Source organism: Carnobacterium mobile DSM 4848, assembly GCF_000744825.1.
Taxonomy (GTDB): domain Bacteria; phylum Bacillota; class Bacilli; order Lactobacillales; family Carnobacteriaceae; genus Carnobacterium_A; species Carnobacterium_A mobile.
The window spans coordinates 1,546,958-1,566,754 of record NZ_JQMR01000001.1 but is presented as its reverse complement, the minus strand read 5'-3'; the positions used below and the strand labels follow the sequence as shown (position 1 = coordinate 1,566,754).

Here is a 19,797-nt window from a genome sequence, read left to right as displayed (position 1 = left end):
TCCTTAATCTGTTTCTTATCAGTAGGAGAATCAGAAGATCGGAATTTAAAGAAAGGAAGAGAATAGTATGTTACAAAATACGAGTAAGAAACTGCTAACTGGACTAGTGATGTTGACATCAACAACGGTTTTAGCCGCTTGCGGAGCAAATGAGACGCCAACAACCCCAACGCCTGAAGAGTCAGTATCTTCCAGTATGTCAGTAACGAGCAGCCAATCACAAGCAGATAAAACGAATGAGAGCAGTTCAGCTGTTTCTTCAGATCAGTCTCAATCCAATCCAACTGAGGAGTCATCTTCTCAAGGCATTGAAAATAAAGACTATAAAATCAGCCTAGAACAAGCTATTGATATCTATAATAAGACCTATCCTGATACCACGATCAAATCCATTAGTTTTGATTTAGATGATGGCTACTACCAATATGAAGTTGAAGGGTTCAATCAAAGCGAAGAAATGGAATTGAACATTGATGCGATGTCTGGCGATATTTTAGAAAAAGAAAGAGAAACTGAGAACACTCAAAATAAGACAGAACTTGATTTAACTAATCTGATTTCTCCCCAAGAAGCAATGTCTGCCGCACTTAAAGAAATAGGCAGCGGCTATGTTGAAGAATGGGAATTGGAAACCAAACTTGGGAAAACATATTATGAAGTAGAAATAGAAAATATTGAGAATGGCGATCACGATGTCGATGTCTATATTGATTCTAAAACAGGAGAAGTTATTGATAAAGACTAATTAAGAAAATGTCCAATTAAAAGCAGTTATTTCCCAGAGATTTTTGGGCAATAACTGCTTTTTTCTTGCTTCGAAAAACTTTCATCGGGATAATTACGAGCTAATTATGAATAATATCGAACGACCAATCAACTTTAGGGATAAAAGTTCACTTTTTTCCTCTTTTTATGCTTAATTCTTTTGACAAATAATGAGTTTTGCGGTAAATTGGTTAGTGGACGAACTATGAAGTTAATGAAAAGTATAAATGTTCGTTTGTAAGCGGCGGTTGGAAGAGAAAACTGCTAATATAAGATAAAAACGAAGAGAAAGAGGTTTTAAAGCCCATGAAAGTGTTTGATTATGAAGATATCCAATTGATTCCAAATAAAAGTATTGTTCAAAGCAGATCCGAATGTGATACCAGTGTAGTGCTTGGTAACCGAACGTTTAAATTGCCAGTAGTTCCAGCAAATATGCAAACCATAATGGATGAAGATTTAGCTATTTGGTTTGCAGAGAATGATTATTTCTATGTTATGCACCGTTTTGAAGAAGCAAAACGTTTGCCGTTTATTGAAGATATGCGCAAAAGAGGCTTATATGCATCAATCAGTGTGGGTGTAAAAGCTGATGAATACACCTTCATAAAAGAATTGGCTGATAAAGGTTTAACGCCTGAATACATTACAATCGATATTGCTCATGGTCACTCCAACCAAGTAATTGATATGATTCACCATATCAAAAAGTATCTGCCTGAAACCTTCTTGATTGCTGGAAATGTTGGTACACCAGAAGCAGTTCGCGAATTAGAAAATGCTGGAGCAGATGCTACCAAAGTGGGCATTGGACCAGGAAAAGTTTGTATCACCAAGTTGAAAACTGGTTTTGGAACTGGTGGCTGGCAATTGGCAGCACTACGTTGGTGCTCAAAGGCAGCTCGTAAACCGATTATCGCTGATGGCGGAATTCGTGACCATGGGGATATTGCTAAATCGATTCGTTTTGGAGCAACAATGGTAATGATCGGTTCTATCTTCTCCGGACATGAACAATCGCCTGGTGAAGCACTTGAAATCGACGGGAAAATGTACAAAGAATATTACGGCAGTGCTTCTGAATTCCAAAAAGGCGAACGTAAAAACGTCGAAGGGAAAAAGATCATGGTTGAGCACAAAGGCGATATCGCTGCAACATTACAAGAAATGAAACAAGATTTACAATCTGCTATTTCATACGCAGGCGGAAATGATATCGAATCATTACGTAAAGTTGATTATGTGATTGTTAAAAATTCCATCTTTAATGGCGACCGTTAATAAAAGGCAAAAAAGAAGAGGCACATTTAGTGTCTCTTCTTTTTTTATGCAATTTTAGTTGATGATACCATCATAAATATAAAGACCATCAGTTGTTTGATCTTTATTTCCTGCTGTTTTCTCAATTACTCCTTCGTACAAAATGTTGCTGCTGTTTAAGTCATAAATCATCAGCTCTTTTTTAGTTTGAGAATCTTTAGCAGGGGTAATCAAATAAAATTTTTCTGCTTGTATTTTCATCCATTCAAATTGAGGTTTGCTTCCAGACGGCAACTCGAATGCATAATTCTCGCTTTTACCAGAGCCATCAAGAAAAACAGTAGAAACTTCAATTGTTTGATTGATTAGACGATACAAATAAAGGGTACTTCTATCAACGACGGCACTTATATCCGTACTGTTGCTTTCTGTAGGAATAAGTAGGGGTTGAGTTGTCTGGTCCTTGAAGTTATAGACAAAGAACTTTCTTCCTGTAGTATCTGGATAATAGTCAGGCTCTTCTTCTGCTCTTTTCTCATCAAAAGGTTCTATATAATCCACTTCAAATATTAATTCATCCTCAAGTTGGTCAGATTGCGAATCATTAAGAAGCATGACATTACTCTGTTCATTATCAAGTTTTTTTGTTTCAAATGAAAGTAAGTCATCTTTGATTACTTTTTGATTACCAAGGTCTAGATGGTAAACATGGTACTCTTCTTTTGCACTATTTGAAAAACTGCTTCTTGTTACAACTTTTAATGCACTATCAATGATTTGAATTTTTTCCAGGTATAAGTAATCCGTATTGTCTTTAAGTGGAATATCAATTGTATAAGTCAAAACTTTTTCTGAAGTTTTGTTTAATATTTGAATATTGAAAACTGCTTTATTAGATGGTGTCCCTAATTGAGAGTCATCGATAGCGGTATAAGCTAAAAAAGTATCATCTTCAAAGAAATTCCGTATGTCTGAACCTTTTGCGCGCATAAATTTTTTGTGCTCTTTTTGTAACTTTTGTAATTGACTATCAAAAGGGTTGATTGCTAAGTTTTCAAAATAAGAATATTGGTTATCATAATGTGTTTCTTTTTCAGTAAGTGAAAGTTGTTCTTCTCTATATATAAAGGTATTTCCAAGACTATTATAGACTGAAGGCGAATATCCTCCATATAAAGTCAGCTGTTTTAATTCTGCAGAATCGCCTTTAGTTGTCTTAAAAGTAAACTCTGGATACTGCCCTTTTGCGAAGACCGGTTGAAGATAAAATGTTGCGATTGTTAAGATTGCAATTAAACTGATGGTGGTAAGTTTCCAATACCGTTTCATTGTGAGCCCTCCTTTGTTAAACTGTAATTTTTTTATTCAACAGCGAATTGCTTACCCAAATCGAGACTCCTATAATAGCGATTCCTAACGCTACTTCTAAAATAAAGAGCTCAATAGGATACAGGTAATAATAATTCAATGCGGATTCAATCAAAATAGGCGAAATAAAAATGACTACAGCTGCTATACCGAATAAACCGCCTAGGAAGATTCCTTTAAAATGAAAACTTCTTTCAAATAAAATGATGGTAAACAGCACGACTAAAAATAGTATTCCTATTCCATAATTTACCAAGAATTGTATAAATGAATCTGGCAGAAGCAATGTGAAGAACGAAGAAGCTGAAGAAGCTGTAAGGCTGTCTCTAATCGATAAATCTATTCTGAATTCACTTGGGACTAACCATTTGACCAAAGTGTTTTCAATTGGCAATAAAATCAGTTGAGTAGCAACTAATCCTAAAACCATCAAAAAAATTGCAGAAAGTTTAGAGAAAAATAAATTTAGTCGTGCAGTCGGCAACATCAACAACCGATAAATGAACGTATTTTTACCAAACCAATCGCGGTACCAGATAAAGAAACTATAAAACAATAAAGCTGCAGCAGCTAAGGCAATGGGAATCAAAAACCAACCGCTTGTCAGCAGCCTCATGAGACCCATCGGTTGATTGTCTTCGATAAATTGTTCTAGTGGGACTAAGTTTTTATGAATTGCTGTATTTGCAAGACTTACATAAGCTTTTGATTCTATGATGGTGCCTGTGAGTTGTGAGATGACCGTCAAACTTATTAAAACAAGATAGATTTTAAAAAAGCGATTCAATTCAAAATTCACTAATTTCAAATAATTTTTCATTTAATGTAAACCTCCCGCATCACATCAATAATGGATTTATTTTCTGTTTCGCGCATATCTTCAGCATTAAATTCTTTCACAACTACTCCATCATCTAATAGAACAGCTTTATCGATCAAATGCTCGATGTCATTGATCTCATGAGTTGTAATGATCACTCCGCGGTCTTCGACTAAATGACTAGTAAAAACTTCTGTGATCTGTTCGCGGCTAAAAATATCAATTCCGGAAAAAGGTTCATCCATTAAAAGATAATCAACATCCAGCGCTAATCCAAGCAATAAATTAATTTTTGCAGTGTTTCCCTTTGACAAATCAGCAATCTTTTCGTTTTTTTGTAAATTAAAAAAATGCAATAATTCATCAGCACGTTTCTGATTCCAAGTTGTGTAAAAATCTTGCATAAATTGCATGGCTTGTTGGATCGTCATTTGAGACAACATCGCAATAGCATCAGGAATAAATGTGATTTTTTGATAACTGTCTTTCGTTATTTTTTCGCCATCAATTAAAATTTCACCGCTGTTAATGGGTGTTAAATTCATAATAGCGTTCATCACAGTTGTTTTTCCGGCGCCGTTGATACCAATTAAGCAAGTGATATCACCTTTATTGGCTGTGAAAGACAGACCTTTCAAGACCTTGTTACGCCCGAATTTTTTGGTGATTTGTTTTACCTCAATCATATGTATCCTCCTATTCTTGACGGCTGTTTTCCGTATACTTATCTTCTAGTAATTCAATGATCTCATCCAGTGGTACATTTATCGGTTCGATGGCGGTGATAAAGGTGTCCAAAGCGCCTGCTATCAATTCTTTGCGCACATCTTTAAGGACAGTTGTATTCTCTGTGATCTTACTTGGTAAATTTCCTTCGGTATAAATCAAACCTGCTGCCTCCATTTCTTTATAGGCTCGTTGTGCTGTATTGGGATTGATTTTCAGTTGATTGGCTAATTCTCTTCGCGAGGGAATCTCTTGGCCGGGTTTCAGCTGTCCGATTGCTAGTTGTTCTTTAAAGTAGCGTACGACTTGCAAATAGACTGGATCCCGCTTATTAAGATTTATATTCATAGCAGCTCTCCTATCATTTATTGTATTAAGTGGCTAATACACCTACTGCGAAAAAGTGTATTAAGGGATTAATACGGTTGTCTCGTGTATTATATGGTTAATACAGTGGGCATGTCAAGCACTAATTCGAATGATGTTTATTTTAGTGATAATCCTAATAGTTGAATCCTTAAAGGTCGTTTTGTATACTGTCCTATATGGTAGGAGTATTTAAAGTATACAAAATTTAAAATATAGAACTTGAAGGAGTGAAGCAAATGGATGTAAAATCAATGCCACATGAAAAAGGACTAGATAATACTGTACATGCTTTAAAAGAAGGGTATCGCTATATTTTAAATAGACGAAAAAGTTTTCAATCGGATGTTTTTGAGACTCATTTATTAGGGCAAAAAGCTATTTGTATGGGTGGGGAAGCGGCCGCTGAACTTTTTTATGACACAACTAAATTTAAAAGAGCAGGAGCTGCACCAAAAAGAGTGCAAAAAACGCTGCTCGGAGAAAAAGGTGTTCAGACATTAGATGGTAAAGCACATCTGCACCGTAAAGAAATGTTTATGTCTTTAATGTCTCCGCAACGGTTAGACCAGATGAATGATATGTTGAAAAAACATTGGGAAGCTGCGGTAGAAAAGTGGGCAGAACAAGAAGAAACCGTGCTTTACCATGAAGCGCAAAAAGTATTATTTCGAGCAGCTTGTGAATGGGCGGGTGTTCCTTTTGAAGAAAAAGAAGTTGCGGAATTAGCAGCAGATCTAGGCAAGATGATTGAAACGCCCACCGAAATAGGACCAGCTCATTGGATGGGACGGCACGATCGTAACCAAACTGAAAAATGGATAGAAAATCTGATCGAACAAGTCCGCGATAAAGAATTATCCCCTCCGGAAGGAACAGCTTTAGCGGTCTTTTCATGGCACCGTGATTTGGAAGGAAATTTATTAGATACCCACACGGCAGCAGTAGAAGTGCTGAACATTATCAGACCGATTGTTGCAATTGCGATTTACATCAATTTTACGGCTTTAGCTGTCCATGAATACCCGGCAGCAAAAGAAAAATTAACGGATGGTGATCCCAAACAATTACAAGCCTTTGTTCAAGAAGTCCGCCGATTTTATCCGTTTTTCCCATTCCAAGGAGCGATCGTGAAAAAAGATTTTACTTGGCAAGGCTATGAATTTGAAGAAGGCACTTTAACGATTCTAGATATTTATGGGACCAACCATGATCCAGCTATTTGGTCTAATCCAGATGTGTTTGACCCGACCCGGTTCATCGGTTGGAAAGAAAGTCCCTTTTCATTTATTCCGCAAGGTGGCGGCGACTTCTTAGGCGGACACCGTTGTGCTGGAGAATGGCTGACGATCAAAGTAATGAACACTTGCTTGGACTACTTAGCTAACCGTATGGAATACGAAGTACCGCCACAAGATTTAAGCTATAGTCTGAATGAAATGCCAAGTGTTCCCCATAGTGAAATGATTTTGAAAAATGTTCGCATGAAAAACGAATAGATTTAAAAATCAATAAAGCTGATTTGAAAGCACCCATTATGAAATGAAAAATAGCGAGGAAAATGGTTTTATCCAATTTCTTCGCTATTTTTTGATTAGTTATAAAATGCACGGTTTTTTACTATGTTTATTTCTCACTTTAATCCATTTTGGACAACGATTCAGCTATTAGCCTAAAGATTGTCCCGAAAAGTTGATTCAAGGACGAAAACTTGTTTTCTATGCCGTAGTTTGTCCCAAAAGCCTATTTCATGGACAAAAATCCGATTTTTATACCACTGTTTGACCCAAAAACCTATTTCATGGACGAAAACTCGATTTTTATACCGCACTTTGTCCCGAAAACCTGCTTCAAGGACAAACCCACTAGTTTATATGAGGGCTTGTCTTTTTGCTAGTATTTAATTTTCGGCTTCTTCGATTTCTGCATGCAAATTAGCATAATCGATTTCATTTTCCATAAAAGCAGCATGTTCAATTGGGAAATGTTGGATCAAGGTTTCAATCGTTTGGAGTTCAACCGTTCCTTCTGCTAATGTGAAGTCTAAAATATGGCCGCCAAATTGTTGGTCATCGCTCAAGAAATGCAGATGGAAGCCAGCAGCTGCAGCTCCTTGGAACAATTGAGGAGTATAAAAGCCTATCACGGTTCCTTTGATATTCTGTTGTTTGTATTCTGGCTGTACCCGCGCAGCTTCAACCAATCGCGGGTAAGGCTTGGTTTGTTTCGGAACGGCTCGAACATGCATATGGCTGAATGTCCCCGTCAATTTGATCGCTTGAAATGTATTTAAGCTGGTCATTTTTTCCTGCAATACATGTTTAAATTCATTTTCTGTTATTTCTTCTGAAAAAGAAATTTCTAATTGTGGTGCAAAAGAAGTCACCGCAGCGTAGGGTACCGTTTCAGCTCCCGTCAGAGCGATCACCGTTCCGTCAGCTTTTGCTTGAAAAGCTTGTCCATTTAAAATAATCAATTCACCGTCTAAATCATGTAGTGTACCGATCCCTAAATTACCATGAGTGAGCAGCTCCTCAATACTGAGTGTGCCTTCAAATAAACCGGCCATCAAGGCACCTAATGTTCCATGTTGAAAAAGTGATTTCGAGATCAATGGGTATCATCCTTTCACATTCTGATTTCTGCAAATTCTTATTTAATAGAATTGATCGGGTAGAATCGTTTTGCCTAGTTCATGGTTGCTGGAGTAATCAATTGGAATATCCACGATGACCGGACCCGTTGCAGCAAAAGCTTCCTCTAGTACTGCTGCAAATTCAGCAGGATCAGTGACACGCAAACCGACAGCACCAAAGGCTTCTGCATATTTCACAAAGTCTACGGGGCCAAAATTCACTCCTGAAGAACGGTCATATTTCATTTCTTCTTGAAACTCGACCATATTGTACCAACCGTCATTCCAAATCAAATGAACGATATTCATATTTAACCGGACAGCTGTTTCTAATTCCTGTGCAGAGAATAAAAATCCGCCATCGCCTGAAACAGAAACGATTTGTGTATCAGGTCTAACCAAAGCGGCAGAAATCGCCCAAGGCAAAGCAACTCCTAAGGTCTGCATCCCATTGCTGAACAATAAATGACGCGGTTCATAGCTTTTAAAGTGACGAGCCATCCAAATATAATGGCTCCCGACATCGACCGTTACCGTCATTTCATCAGTGACTAGTCGCTGCAGTTCTGCAATCACAGCTAATGGATGGGTCAATTTTGAGTGTTTGGCAGCAGGCGGCAAATCACGTTGGTTTAATTTTTCCTGCAAGGTAGCTAAATACGTTTTAGAATCAGCGGTCAATTGATAACCTTCTAAGTAAGGAACCAAGTTGGCTAATGTTTCCGCAATGTCCCCGGTTAATTCTGTTTGTGGTTGAAAATAAGAATCAATTTCTGCTAGGGTGTCATCAATCACCGTGATCACAGCATTTTGTTCAGCATTCCAGTTGCGAGCTTCATATTCAATTGGATCATAGCCGATCGTAATCACTAAGTCGCTGCGTTTTAATAACATATCGCCTGGTTGATTGCGAAACAATCCAACTCGGCCAAAGAAGTTGCTTTCCAATTTTCGAGAAATGACTCCTGCTGCTTGAAAAGTCTCCACTATTGGAATATCTGATACCTCGACCAGGTGACGAATCGCTGCTGTGACTTCCGGTGAGGAAGCGCGCATGCCTAAGAGCAACACTGGCAGCTTGGCCTCTTTGATTTTATTGGCTAATGTTACGATCTCGATTTGGCTAGCGGGTCCCAATTTTGGTACAGCTAAGGCTGCAACAGGTTTTACACTGGTAACGGAGTCTGTTACATCTTGAGGAATACTGACAAAGCTGGCTCCTTGTTTTGATTCTTGTGCAGCGCGATAGGCGTTTGCCAATGCTTCTGATAAATTATCCGGTTCTTGGACTTCGACACTGTATTTAGTAATAGGCGAGAAAAGAGCGGCATTATCCATACTTTGGTGAGTGAGTTTTGATAAATCCGAGCGTTTAACTTGTCCGGCAATGGCTAAGACCGGATCGCCTTCAGCTGTTGCTGTGACTAGTCCGGTGGCTAAATTACTAGCTCCCGGGCCGCTGGTCGCTAAAACAGCCCCGGGCTTTCCAGTCAGCCGGCCTATTGCTGCGGCCATAAAAGCTGCATTTTGTTCATGGCGAGCGACAATCAATTCTGGACCTTTTTCGGTTAATACATCAAAAACGCGATCAATTTTAGCACCTGGTATGCCAAAAATATAGTCCACACCTAAGTTCGTTAAACTATCTACTATCGAATCTGCGCCATATCTTTTTTTATCGGTCATTTGTCTTCTTCCTCCTATTTTCCTCAAAAATTAGGTCATGTTGCTTCTTGCCTAAGTTTATCACTCTTTTTGTTTAAAAGCTGATATCAAGCACTCGCAAAAGGTTTAACGATTCATTATACAGTCAAAAATCACTAAAAAGACGATTTAGCATAACATAAAAAAGTACTAGCTTTTATTTATTAAATGGGGTATAATTAAAGATGCCGTAAGGCCGTATGGCAATGTTGATCTTTCGAATCGTGTCAGATCTGGAAGGAAGCAGCACTAAGATTGTTTCAGCATGTGCTGTACGTACATAGAAGAAGAAAAAAGTTTTTGGTTTTTAAATCAAAAACTTTTTTTGTGTCTAAAAGCAAGAAAACTAGACTGCTTAAATAGTAAACCGCCATCTGAAAGAAGATGGTGGTTTAATTTTCGGTTCAAATAACGTATAATAAAGAGTAGCAACTACAGGGTTAGGAAAGGGAGAAAAGCATTGAGTTATCAAGCACTTTACCGAGTATGGCGGCCTCAGCGATTTCAAGACATTGCCGGCCAGCAAGCCATTACACAGACATTAAGAAATGCGCTTATGCAAGGGAAGACAAGTCATGCTTATCTCTTTACGGGCCCTCGTGGAACCGGGAAAACCAGCGGAGCTAAGATATTTGCCAAAGCCATCAATTGTCATTTTTCGAAAGACGGCGAGCCGTGTAATGAATGCGATACATGTGTCGCGATTACACAAGGGCAATTAAACGATGTGATTGAAATTGATGCTGCCAGCAATAATGGTGTCGAGGAGATTCGCGATATCCGGGATAAAGCTAAATATGCGCCCACCAGTGCGGATTACAAGATTTATATCATTGATGAAGTTCATATGTTGTCAGCAGGTGCGTTTAATGCGTTATTAAAAACACTAGAAGAACCGCCAAAAAATGTCGTATTTATTTTAGCTACAACTGAACCGCATAAAATACCGTTAACGATCATATCCAGAACACAACGATTTGATTTTAAACGGATTTCAGTCCGAGATATTTGTGAACGGATGCGGTATATTTTAGACCAAGAGAAAATTGGGTTTGATGAAGCTGCTTTGCCAGTGATTGCCCGTGCAGCAGAAGGTGGAATGCGTGATGCCTTGAGTATATTGGATCAGGCTATCTCTTACGGGGACAATGCCGTAACCATTGAGCATGCAATGAGTGTGACCGGCAGTTTGACGCAAGAGTTGATGCTGGCTTATTTTAATGCTGTTTTAACACGTAATACTGAAAAAGGATTATCGCTCTTACAAGAAATATTAGCGGATGGAAAAGATGCTGCGCGTTTTATAGAGGATTTGATTTTATTCTGTCGCGATATTCTCGTGTACCAACAAGCTCCTCAGATGGAAGAATTATTGGACGGAGCCAATGTGGATCAAGGATTTAAAGCATTAAGCGAGACCATATCTGCTGCTGTCCTCTACCAAATGATCACGATTTTAAATGATACACAAACAGAATTGCGGTTTACCAATCATCCAGATGTGTACTTGGAAGTCGCTACCGTCAAATTGACCCAATTAAACCAAACTCAAGTTGTTCCTTTGGAGGAAATAGAGACCACTCCAACTGAGGTACCGCCTAGAGATAACCAGAAAGTGGCAGACCTTGAAAGTGAACTGCAGCAAATGAAAAAACAATTGCAGGCACTTGCAAACAATAATGGCGGACAACCAGCTGTTAAAAAAGCTAAACAGCCGTCTAAGAAAAATAATGGCAATCAGTTTACACCTAACACAGCTGCTATCTACGGTGTATTAAAAGAAGCGACCAAAGAAAACTTAAGTCAGCTGCGTGATGTATGGCCTGATTTGTTGAATATGCTGTCTGTCACACAACGTGCTATGTTAAAAGCTTCAACGCCAGTAGCAGCAGGACCTGATGGATTGATCGTTTCATTTGATTATGATATTTTATGCCAAAAAGCAACCAATGATGTAGAATTACTTGAAGCAGTGACAGAGTTTTTACGTCGATTAGTGGGCTATGCTCCGCAAATGATTTGTGTGCCTGCTGAGCAATGGCCGATTATTCGTGGTCAATATGTTAAACAACTGAAAAACCGGCCTCCAGTCCAAAAATCCAATGCACAAAAAGAAACAGTTCCTGAAAAAACAGCAGATTCTTCGCAAAAAAGCGAAGCAGCAAGTGCAAACACATCAGGAATAGCTGACAGTTCTGAATGGGAAAGTCTGGAAGGGTTTATTCCGCCATCAGAAGAAGAAGAGACCGTTGTGACAGAAGCAATGAACTTGTTTGGAAAAAACATTGTTGAAGTGAAAAATGATTAAACTAAATGGATAAATGAAAGGAAGAGATCGTATGCGTGGAATGGGAAATATGCAAGGTATGATGAAACAAATGCAAAAAATGCAAAAAGAAATGGTGAAAGCACAAGAAGCACTAAATGAAAAAGAATTTTTTGGAACGACTAATGGAGACTTAGTAACAGTAACCATGACAGGTGACCGCAAAATGAAACACATTTCAATTAATCCGGAAGCAGTAGATCCAGAAGATGTTGAAATGCTGGAAGATTTAATCGTCTTAGCTTCAAATGATGCACTGGCAAAAGTAGAAGCTGAAACGGAAGCAACGATGGGTAAATACGCCAAAAATATCCCTGGCATGTAATAAAAGGGGTTCTACAACATTTGATGTTGGTCAGCAAAAAATGATTTAGATATACTTCTCAACCATATTCCGGAGGAAATTTTATTACCAACGCTAAAAAATAAAGAACCATAAAAGGACACAACTTGTTAAGTTAAAACATAATTTTTAATAAACTACAAAAAATGGGATACCGTTATGGATCCCGTTTTTTCTCTAATTTTCTAATGGTGTGAAAGAAAGGAAATGAAGCCTCTTGTATCCTGAACCGATAACAAAATTAATGGATAGTTATATGAAACTTCCTGGAATTGGCGCTAAAACTGCTGCTCGTCTAGCTTTTTTTACGATCAATATGAAAGAAGACGATGTGACAGACTTTGCTAAAGCATTGATCAGTGCTAAAAGGGATTTAAATTACTGCTCAATCTGCGGGCATATCACAGAAGAAGATCCTTGTTCGATTTGTCAGGATAAAACGCGAGACCGCAGTATAATTTTAGTAGTAGAAGATCCTAAAGATGTGATGTCACTAGAAAAAATGCGGGAATATCACGGGTTGTACCATGTTTTACATGGTGTTCTTTCTCCAATAGAAGGAACAGGACCTGAAGATATCAATATTCCGAGCTTGATCAAACGATTGCAGTCAGATGAGGTCACGGAAGTCATTATCGCAACCAACGCTACAGCTGAAGGAGAGGCTACAGCGATGTATTTATCACGGCTGATCAGACCAGCAGGAATCAAAGTCACTCGCTTAGCGCATGGACTTTCAGTAGGCAGTGATATCGAATATGCAGACGAAATCACTTTGCTTAAAGCAGTTGAAGGTCGGCGGGAAATAGAATAAAAAGTAGAAACAAGCACTCATTAGAAAAGGTCTCTTTCTACAGAAAAAAGGCGGTGGACATGTGCTGTTCAAAAAGAAACCAAGTTTACGCAATCAATACGATGCATCCTTATTAAAATTAATGGCACAAACCAAAAGAGACTGGGAATATGCAAAAAAAATTGAGCAATCTGTTTTTGAAAAAGACAGCTTACTTTATTCGCAGACTAAGCTGGCAGAAGTTAAGTATTTTTATTTATTTAAAGAAGCTCGCAATCGAGACATTAAAGGGGATACAACCGCCCTATGATCTTTTTTTGAAAAAGGATGATAGGGCTAAATAAGCAGAAAAAGACGAACTTAAACTGCCGGCGATCATAAAAGCTGACAGTCGCGGTAGTCTTTTTTTTCTTTATCCAAAATGAGCATAAACCGAACAAGCAGAAATTGACCCCCAATTGCTTAACAATTGCATTAGACTGTTATCGCTAGATACAGTATAATGTTAAGTAAGAAATAAAAGTAAGGATCAAAGGGGTTTAGTGCATTGAAAGGAACATTTATTACGATTGAAGGTCCGGATGGCGCCGGAAAAACGAGTGTGATCCAAGCTTTATTGCCTAAGCTTGAAAATGCTTTAAAACAAAGAATTGTGGCAACAAGAGAGCCTGGCGGCAGTCGAATTGCTGAAGAAATTCGCGAGCTGATTTTAAACCCTGAAAATACCGAAATGGATGTACGAACTGAAGCTTTATTATATGCAGCAGGAAGAAGACAGCATTTGGTTGAAAAAATTATTCCTGCTTTAGAAGCTGGGGAAATAGTGATTTGTGATCGTTTTGTAGATAGCTCTTTAGCCTATCAAGGAGTGGCACGAGGCATCGGTGTAGAACAAGTAGCAGCTATCAATCAATTTGCAACAGATGGTCTTACGCCTGATATGACGCTTTATTTAGATGTAGAAGCAGATGTCGGACTTGCCCGTATCAATCAAAATAAAGTGAATCGACAATTTGACCGATTGGATCAAGAAGATCTGAGTTTCCACCAACAGGTTCGTTCAGCTTATTTAGACTTGTTGAAACAGAATCCAGAGCGCATGCTTTTGATCGATGCCAGTCAAGAATTAGAACAAGTAGTCAGCGACAGTTACAATAAGATACTGGAAAAGTTAGCGTACGAATAACTATTAAAAGGGGTAGAGGGACATGAAATTAATTATTGCTATGGTACAAGACAAAGATAGTAACCGTTTATCAAATGAATTTGTAGATTCTGGAATTCGAGCAACAAAATCATCGACTACCGGCGGATTTTTAAGAGCAGGAAATACGACATTTATCATCGGGATCGATGATGAACGAGTGTCTGAAGTATTAAATATTATCCGTGAAAACTGTCAGTCAAGAGAGCAATTTATGACACCGCCCGTCAGTTTAGACGTGTCTATGGAAACGAATATGCCTTATCCGGTAGAAGTTCAAGTAGGCGGCGCAACCGTATTTGTTATGCCGGTTGAGCAGTTTGAACAATATTAACTATAGGTCGTGATGAAAATAACTGAAAATCTAAAATGGATTCAACCGGTTGTTTATAGGCAATTGCAGCAGACTGTGAAGAAAAAACAGTTGGCGCATGCCTATCTTTTTGAAGGAGTCTCAGGAACAGGAAAAAAAGAGATGGCATTATGGGTAGCTGCTTCTCTTTTTTGCCAGCATCCAGTAGAGGGGTTACCCTGTGAGGAATGTCTTTCTTGTCGGCGAGTCTTACAACAGCAGCATCCCGACGTAACAGAAATTGCTCCTGACGGTTTATCCATCAAAGTGGAACAAGTCCGGGACCTGAAAGCTGAATTCTCAAAAAGTGGAGTAGAAGGGCAGCAAAAAGTGTTTATCATAGAAGATGCTGAAAAAATGACTGTCGGTGCAGCGAATAGTCTTTTGAAGTTTTTAGAAGAACCTAATGGAAAAGCCATCGCATTTCTATTAACAACAGCGAAACAACGAATCTTGCCAACGATTTTATCTCGTTGTCAACTCATTCACTTTCAACCGCTCTCCAAGAAAAAATTATTAGCAGAATTAGAGAATAAAGAATTGCCGGCTAGCCAGTCAGCGCTACTGGTACATCTGACCAATAGTTTGGATACGGCGGTTAAGATGAGCCAAGATGAATGGTTTAATGAAGCCAGACAAATTATTTGGAAATGGTTTGTTTTGATCTCAAGAAATGAAGCGCAGAGTTTTGTCTTTGTCCAAACTGATATTATGCCTCACTTTAAAGAAAGAGAACAGTATTTGCTGGCCATTGATTTATTGTTGTTGGCTTATCGTGATGGATTAATGCTGCACTATGAGGCTGTTGATTTGCTGGCTTATCCGCAATACCGGGAAACAATTGAAAAAACAGCCAATCAAACCGGAGGAAAAACGTTAACCAAAACTCTTGAGATTATCTTATCAAGCAGGAAAAAACTAGAAAGCAATGTCAATGCACAAGGAGTTCTTGAGCAATTAGATTTATTACTGATGCAGCGTTAAGAACGGATCAGACGAAGATCATAATAAAGAGTGGGTGAGAAGGAATGGATAAAAAAACTTTATATGATAGCTTTACGAAGTTAGAACAAGATACCGATGCTACTCTGCATCAAATATCCGATTTAAAAAGCGAAGTTGAAGCACTCGTTGAAGAAAATGCCACTCTTCGAATTGAAAACCAGCATCTCAGAGATCGGTTAAGTGATCTTGAAAAGCTACAACGTTCAAATGAAGAAATCGTGGAACCTGAGATGAGTAAGTCACGTTTGAATTTGGAAAAGCTATATGAAGATGGATTTCATGTTTGTAATGTCTTTTATGGTTCACGCCGTATGGATGATGAGCCTTGTGCTTTTTGCTTAGACGTTATTTACGGCGATCGAAGATAACAATGAATGAAATAAGGGTGATTTCGGTTGACTATATCGGAGTCATCTTTTTCGGTTTGCTCATTTTTGTAAAGAGATTAGGTCCTTTTTTCTTGACAACAGTCAGACTTCGTCGCATATTAGAGAAGTTGCTGATATCCATCAGTTTTTAAGCTTTCAAACGTGTTCAAAAAAAAGAGTTAGAGGAAGGGTTATATGAACTTTAAGGCAATTATTAAACTAGCCCAATTGTATTCTACTACTGCCAGTATATTTCCGGTGTTGGTTGGGCTTTTATACAGTTGGTACCATTATCAAGAATTGAATGCAGTGAATTCGCTCGTTTTATTTGTCGCTGTTGTGTTATTTCATGCGGCAGTTAATACACGAGACGAGTATTTAGACTATGAGACAGCTAGCAATAAAAAGGATCCAAGCGCACAAGAAATGACGATCGGTAAGGAAAATCTTTCTATGCCGGCGGTCAAAAGGGTTTACTCGATTACAGGAATCATTTCAGCTTTATTAGGAATCTACTTAGTGACTCAAACCAGTATGGCATTGCTTTATATGGGACTTATTTGCTTTTTGATTGGGATTTTATATACTGCGGGTCCACTGCCGATTTCAAGTACGCCATTCGGCGAAGCTTTTTCAGGTATTGCAATGGGCTTTGGGATCTATTTTATTACGGTTTACGTCAATGCATTCAATGTTATGGCTCTTGATGGTCCAACGTTTGGAAAAATTTTCTTAGCGGCCTTGCCGATGGTTATTGTTGTTACAAATATTATGTTGGCGAATAACATTTGCGACTTGGAAGAAGATATTGAAGATAAGCGGTTTACGTTGCCTTATTATATTGGAAAACCAAAATCGCTTGTTTTGTTCAAGTGGCTTTACATTTTAGCTTATGTTTCATTGATTGTTTCAGTTTTTATCGGTGTTTACCCAAAAATGGTTCTGCTAGCTTTACTCTCTATTCCATTGGAGAAAAAGAATACAGATAAATTTTTGGCTGTTCAAGTAAAATCTCAAACCTTTATGTACGCTGTTCAGAATTCTGCTATTATTCCGGTTTTTCTGATCGTTGCCTTCGGATTGGGGATTTTATTGCATTTTTAAAACATGAAAATAATCAGATTTGTTAAAATAAATAAATTGGAATAGATCTGTTTAACAAGAGAGCGAAGTTGATTCGCTCTTTTTTGTATAATATGGTTTTTCTTTAAGAGTATATTATTAGAATTTCACTTCGTTGAGTGGTATATTGGATTTAGAACGATACTGCAAAAAAACAGAGGTGGGATTTAAAGTGCATAAACTAAATAAAATGTCTAACGTTGAATTAGAAGAGTTTTTAACGCGACAAAAAGAGACAACTAGTTTTACATTCACGATGACCAAAACAGACGAAACAGAAGAGGAAATCGTATTAAAAAACGAACCTAAAGCGTTTGAATTCCTTAAAGCACATAAAGATGAAACGTTTGAATTAAAAGAAGCCAGTGAATTAATTTAAGCGGTTACTGAATAAAGTGCAAAAATAACTACGCGTAGGCAGATAAAAAAAGGTGAAAAGATGTTTTTGTCTTTTTACCTTTTTTTTAGAGCTGCTCTATAAGCAGCAGAAAAGGAGGCAGGGCAAATATGAAAGCAGTCAGTATTAAACAGCCGGGTGGAGTCGAACAAATGGAGATTCAAGAACGCGATAAGCCGATTCCAAAAGTAGGCGAGTTATTAGTAGAGGTACATGCAGCAGCGTTGAATCGAACGGATATAGTAACACGTTCGAATCCCAGTCTAGCTGAACCGTATCCCGTTTTGGGTGTGGAAATTGCCGGTGTAGTTGTCGAAAATCGCGGAAATGGTGAAAAGTATAAGACGGGAACCAGAGTAGCTGGTCTAGTAAACCACGGCGGCTATGCAGAATATGCCGTTTTGCCAGCAAATCGTGCGATTCTTTTACCAGAAAATATGAGCTTTGAACAAGGAGCCGCTATCCCAGAAGTTTTCTTAACGGCATACCAAACCTTGTATTGGCTAGGAGAGTTAAAAACAACTGAGACCGTTTTGATCCATGCAGGTGCCAGCGGTGTAGGAACAGCTGCTATTCAAATGGCGAAACATTTAACCCAAGCTCGGGTTATTGCAACTGCTGGTTCAGCCGAAAAATTAGCCGTTTGCCAAACGTTAGGAGCAGATAAAACCATCAATTACAAAGAAGAAAACTTTGCTGAAGAAGTGCTTAATTATACCGATCAAGCCGGTGTGGATGTCATTCTTGATTTTATTGGAGCTTCTTATTGGGAGAACAATCTAAAAAGCATCAAAACAGATGGCCGCTGGGTATTGATAGGAACACTAGGTGGGGCAACTGTTAAAGAAGTAGATTTGGCAGCGTTGCTAGCAAAACGGATTACCTTAAAAGCTACCTTATTAACACCGCGCAGCGATGAATATAAAGCAGAACTAACGCAAGAGTTTCTCAAGATTGCCTTGCCGTATTTTAAACATGACACCATCCGTCCGATTGTTGACACTACTTTTCAATTAGAAGAGGTCATCCAAGCTCACCAGTACATGGAAGCTAATAAAAACATCGGAAAAATCATTTTGAAGGTTCGGGCTTAACTGTAAGGCTAAGTGAATATGAAGACAATAGGAGATCAAGAGCACTGCTTTTGGTCTTTTTTTTATGCTATAATGGGGAGCGAATTACACATTGAAGGAAGTGTCAGAAGTGGACCAATGGTTACAAGAAGACGAACGTATTGATTATTTATTAAGCCACCAATTAAAAATTATCCAGAGCCCGACCGTCTTTTCTTTTTCATTGGACGCAGTATTGCTAGGAGATTTTGCACAAGTGCCGCGACATGATCGAGCGACCATCGTAGATTTATGTGCAGGCAATGGTGTGGTGGGACTGCTACTGAGCCAGAAAACGAAAAGCCCTATCGTCGGTATTGAATTACAAAAACGGCTGGCGGGAATGGCCGAGCGCAGCATCCAGTTAAATGGTTTAGAAAATCAGTTAACCATGATTCACGGCAATTTAAACCAAGCGACCAATTGGATTAAAAAAGATTCCGTCGATGTGGTGACGTGTAACCCACCTTACTTCATCAACAAAGGGACCAGCGTAAAAAACCCGAATTCTCATTTAGCGATTGCTCGCCATGAATTGCACACAAATTTGGATGAAGTAATGAAAGAGACTAGCGGACTGTTGAAAATGAACGGCAAAGCGTATTTTGTCCACCGTCCGGATCGTTTACTCGAAATTTTGACCACTATGAAGAAACACCGCTTAGCTCCTAAAAAAATGCGCTTGGTTTATCCTAAAGTCGGAAAAGAAGCGAACACATTATTGATCGAAGGCATTAAAGATGGCAAAGATACCGGTTTTCGGGTTTTACCGCCGCTTTTTGTCTATGGTGAGGACAACCGGTATTTGCCTGAAGTGAGTGAGATGCTCTATGGCAAAAACAATTAGTTACTTTTACGTGCTGTACTGCGGTGATGGCAGCTTTTATGGGGGATATACAACCGATTTGACCCGCAGAGAACAAGAACACAATGAGGGCATTGGTGCAAAATACACCAGACCAGCTGGTCGTCGCCCGGTCAAACTGATTTATGCAGAAGCCTTTACGACACGCAGCGAGGCGACTAAAGCAGAGTATGCCTTTAAAAAACAAACGCGCAGGAAGAAAGAACAATTTTTAAAAGCACAAGGCGTCCTTTTGCCAATTGATTCAACTCAGTCATGTATTGTGA

General features: G+C 38.6%; 21 protein-coding genes, 1 other RNA gene and 1 pseudogene. 17 read left to right on the top strand and 6 right to left on the bottom strand.

Annotation, left to right across the window (positions count from 1 at the left end; translation table 11 throughout):
* Nucleotides 1-67: 67 nt before the first annotated feature.
* Together BR87_RS07450 and guaC are read left to right on the top strand one after the other, a co-directional pair.
* Nucleotides 68-745: a PepSY domain-containing protein gene (locus tag BR87_RS07450; RefSeq protein WP_035030528.1), complete on the top strand. Its 678-nt coding sequence runs from the start codon at nt 68-70 to the stop codon at nt 743-745.
* 326 nt (nt 746-1,071) lie between these two features.
* Nucleotides 1,072-2,046 (top strand): GMP reductase, encoded by a 975-nt coding sequence (gene guaC, locus BR87_RS07445; protein WP_035030525.1) that lies wholly within the window; start codon nt 1,072-1,074, stop codon nt 2,044-2,046.
* A gap of 54 nt (nt 2,047-2,100) precedes the next feature.
* Here the strand turns inward: guaC and BR87_RS07440 are convergent, their stop codons facing one another.
* Genes BR87_RS07440 through BR87_RS07425 form a run of 4 tightly spaced genes read right to left on the bottom strand, consistent with a single transcriptional unit; the run spans nt 2,101 to nt 5,287 of the window.
* Entirely contained in the window at nt 2,101-3,354 is a 1,254-nt protein-coding gene (locus BR87_RS07440) for a hypothetical protein (RefSeq protein ID WP_035030522.1), read from the bottom strand.
* A gap of 16 nt (nt 3,355-3,370) precedes the next feature.
* Nucleotides 3,371-4,213 (bottom strand): hypothetical protein, encoded by an 843-nt coding sequence (locus BR87_RS07435; protein ID WP_035030519.1) that lies wholly within the window; start codon nt 4,211-4,213, stop codon nt 3,371-3,373.
* Nucleotides 4,210-4,899, bottom strand: coding sequence for an ABC transporter ATP-binding protein (locus tag BR87_RS07430; protein WP_035030516.1), 690 nt, complete (start codon nt 4,897-4,899; stop codon nt 4,210-4,212). Before BR87_RS07430 ends, BR87_RS07435 begins: the two co-directional genes overlap by 4 nt.
* Nucleotides 4,900-4,909: 10 nt before the next feature.
* The gene (locus BR87_RS07425; protein ID WP_035030514.1) at nt 4,910-5,287 is read right to left on the bottom strand and encodes a GntR family transcriptional regulator; all 378 of its coding nucleotides are present in this window, start codon (nt 5,285-5,287) and stop codon (nt 4,910-4,912) included.
* Between the two features lie 257 nt (nt 5,288-5,544).
* Between BR87_RS07425 and cypC the strand changes: the two genes are divergently transcribed.
* Nucleotides 5,545-6,804, top strand: coding sequence for a CYP152 family fatty-acid peroxygenase CypC (cypC, locus tag BR87_RS07420; protein ID WP_035030511.1), 1,260 nt, complete (start codon nt 5,545-5,547; stop codon nt 6,802-6,804).
* 401 nt (nt 6,805-7,205) lie between these two features.
* Here the strand turns inward: cypC and budA are convergent, their stop codons facing one another.
* Nucleotides 7,206-7,919: an acetolactate decarboxylase gene (budA, locus tag BR87_RS07415; RefSeq protein WP_156959094.1), complete on the bottom strand. Its 714-nt coding sequence runs from the start codon at nt 7,917-7,919 to the stop codon at nt 7,206-7,208.
* Nucleotides 7,920-7,961: 42 nt separating this feature from the next.
* Nucleotides 7,962-9,626, bottom strand: a complete 1,665-nt coding sequence (alsS, locus tag BR87_RS07410; RefSeq protein ID WP_035030508.1) for an acetolactate synthase AlsS — start codon at nt 9,624-9,626, stop codon at nt 7,962-7,964.
* Nucleotides 9,627-9,839: 213 nt separating this feature from the next.
* On the opposite strand from alsS, the gene ffs reads away from it, so the two are divergent.
* The 14 genes and pseudogenes from ffs to BR87_RS07345 all read left to right on the top strand — a co-directional run.
* An RNA gene (gene ffs, locus BR87_RS12850) (signal recognition particle sRNA small type) lies at nt 9,840-9,926 on the top strand.
* 178 nt (nt 9,927-10,104) lie between these two features.
* Nucleotides 10,105-11,952 carry a DNA polymerase III subunit gamma/tau gene (dnaX, locus tag BR87_RS07405; RefSeq protein ID WP_035030505.1) on the top strand — a complete coding sequence of 616 codons (1,848 nt, stop codon included), beginning with the start codon at nt 10,105-10,107 and terminating at the stop codon, nt 11,950-11,952.
* Nucleotides 11,953-11,983: 31 nt separating this feature from the next.
* The gene (locus BR87_RS07400; protein ID WP_035030502.1) at nt 11,984-12,295 is read left to right on the top strand and encodes a YbaB/EbfC family nucleoid-associated protein; all 312 of its coding nucleotides are present in this window, start codon (nt 11,984-11,986) and stop codon (nt 12,293-12,295) included.
* 235 nt (nt 12,296-12,530) lie between these two features.
* Entirely contained in the window at nt 12,531-13,127 is a 597-nt protein-coding gene (gene recR / locus BR87_RS07395; protein ID WP_084683586.1) for a recombination mediator RecR, read from the top strand.
* Between the two features lie 61 nt (nt 13,128-13,188).
* Entirely contained in the window at nt 13,189-13,416 is a 228-nt protein-coding gene (locus BR87_RS07390) for a YaaL family protein (RefSeq protein WP_035030499.1), read from the top strand.
* Nucleotides 13,417-13,653: 237 nt separating this feature from the next.
* Nucleotides 13,654-14,292, top strand: a complete 639-nt coding sequence (tmk, locus tag BR87_RS07385; RefSeq protein WP_035030496.1) for a dTMP kinase — start codon at nt 13,654-13,656, stop codon at nt 14,290-14,292.
* Nucleotides 14,293-14,314: 22 nt separating this feature from the next.
* The gene (locus BR87_RS07380; protein ID WP_035030493.1) at nt 14,315-14,644 is read left to right on the top strand and encodes a cyclic-di-AMP receptor; all 330 of its coding nucleotides are present in this window, start codon (nt 14,315-14,317) and stop codon (nt 14,642-14,644) included.
* A 12-nt stretch (nt 14,645-14,656) separates the two neighbouring features.
* Nucleotides 14,657-15,646: a DNA polymerase III subunit delta' gene (gene holB, locus BR87_RS07375; RefSeq protein ID WP_035030490.1), complete on the top strand. Its 990-nt coding sequence runs from the start codon at nt 14,657-14,659 to the stop codon at nt 15,644-15,646.
* Nucleotides 15,647-15,690: 44 nt separating this feature from the next.
* Complete coding sequence (locus tag BR87_RS07370) at nt 15,691-16,035, top strand: DNA replication initiation control protein YabA (RefSeq protein WP_035030487.1); 345 nt, start codon at nt 15,691-15,693, stop codon at nt 16,033-16,035.
* Nucleotides 16,036-16,230: 195 nt separating this feature from the next.
* Nucleotides 16,231-17,139, top strand: a complete 909-nt coding sequence (locus tag BR87_RS07365) for a 1,4-dihydroxy-2-naphthoate polyprenyltransferase (protein WP_035030484.1) — start codon at nt 16,231-16,233, stop codon at nt 17,137-17,139.
* 190 nt (nt 17,140-17,329) lie between these two features.
* On the top strand, nt 17,330-17,536 hold the full coding sequence (locus tag BR87_RS07360) for a hypothetical protein (RefSeq protein ID WP_244877043.1): 207 nt from the start codon (nt 17,330-17,332) through the stop codon (nt 17,534-17,536).
* A 128-nt stretch (nt 17,537-17,664) separates the two neighbouring features.
* Entirely contained in the window at nt 17,665-18,648 is a 984-nt protein-coding gene (locus BR87_RS07355) for an NAD(P)H-quinone oxidoreductase (RefSeq protein ID WP_035030481.1), read from the top strand.
* A 109-nt stretch (nt 18,649-18,757) separates the two neighbouring features.
* On the top strand, nt 18,758-19,513 hold the full coding sequence (locus tag BR87_RS07350; RefSeq protein ID WP_035030478.1) for a tRNA1(Val) (adenine(37)-N6)-methyltransferase: 756 nt from the start codon (nt 18,758-18,760) through the stop codon (nt 19,511-19,513).
* Nucleotides 19,497-19,769, top strand: a pseudogene (locus tag BR87_RS07345) (GIY-YIG nuclease family protein); the annotation flags it as partial. The gene BR87_RS07350 and the pseudogene BR87_RS07345, both read left to right, overlap by 17 nt.
* Between the last annotated feature and the right edge of the window lie 28 nt (nt 19,770-19,797).

What these genes read in the sequence shown, in the direction of transcription:
- holB (WP_035030490.1), top strand. Translation starts at nt 14,657, where the DNA reads ATGAAAATAACTGAAAATCTAAAATGGATTCAACCGGTTGTTTATAGG.
- BR87_RS07355 (WP_035030481.1), top strand. Translation starts at nt 17,665, where the DNA reads ATGAAAGCAGTCAGTATTAAACAGCCGGGTGGAGTCGAACAAATGGAG.
- BR87_RS07370 (WP_035030487.1), top strand. Translation starts at nt 15,691, where the DNA reads ATGGATAAAAAAACTTTATATGATAGCTTTACGAAGTTAGAACAAGAT.
- BR87_RS07430 (WP_035030516.1), bottom strand. Translation starts at nt 4,899, where the DNA reads ATGATTGAGGTAAAACAAATCACCAAAAAATTCGGGCGTAACAAGGTC.
- BR87_RS07425 (WP_035030514.1), bottom strand. Translation starts at nt 5,287, where the DNA reads ATGAATATAAATCTTAATAAGCGGGATCCAGTCTATTTGCAAGTCGTA.
- alsS (WP_035030508.1), bottom strand. Translation starts at nt 9,626, where the DNA reads ATGACCGATAAAAAAAGATATGGCGCAGATTCGATAGTAGATAGTTTA.
- BR87_RS07365 (WP_035030484.1), top strand. Translation starts at nt 16,231, where the DNA reads ATGAACTTTAAGGCAATTATTAAACTAGCCCAATTGTATTCTACTACT.
- BR87_RS07435 (WP_035030519.1), bottom strand. Translation starts at nt 4,213, where the DNA reads ATGAAAAATTATTTGAAATTAGTGAATTTTGAATTGAATCGCTTTTTT.
- BR87_RS07400 (WP_035030502.1), top strand. Translation starts at nt 11,984, where the DNA reads ATGCGTGGAATGGGAAATATGCAAGGTATGATGAAACAAATGCAAAAA.
- guaC (WP_035030525.1), top strand. Translation starts at nt 1,072, where the DNA reads ATGAAAGTGTTTGATTATGAAGATATCCAATTGATTCCAAATAAAAGT.
- BR87_RS07450 (WP_035030528.1), top strand. Translation starts at nt 68, where the DNA reads ATGTTACAAAATACGAGTAAGAAACTGCTAACTGGACTAGTGATGTTG.
- cypC (WP_035030511.1), top strand. Translation starts at nt 5,545, where the DNA reads ATGGATGTAAAATCAATGCCACATGAAAAAGGACTAGATAATACTGTA.
- BR87_RS07440 (WP_035030522.1), bottom strand. Translation starts at nt 3,354, where the DNA reads ATGAAACGGTATTGGAAACTTACCACCATCAGTTTAATTGCAATCTTA.
- BR87_RS07380 (WP_035030493.1), top strand. Translation starts at nt 14,315, where the DNA reads ATGAAATTAATTATTGCTATGGTACAAGACAAAGATAGTAACCGTTTA.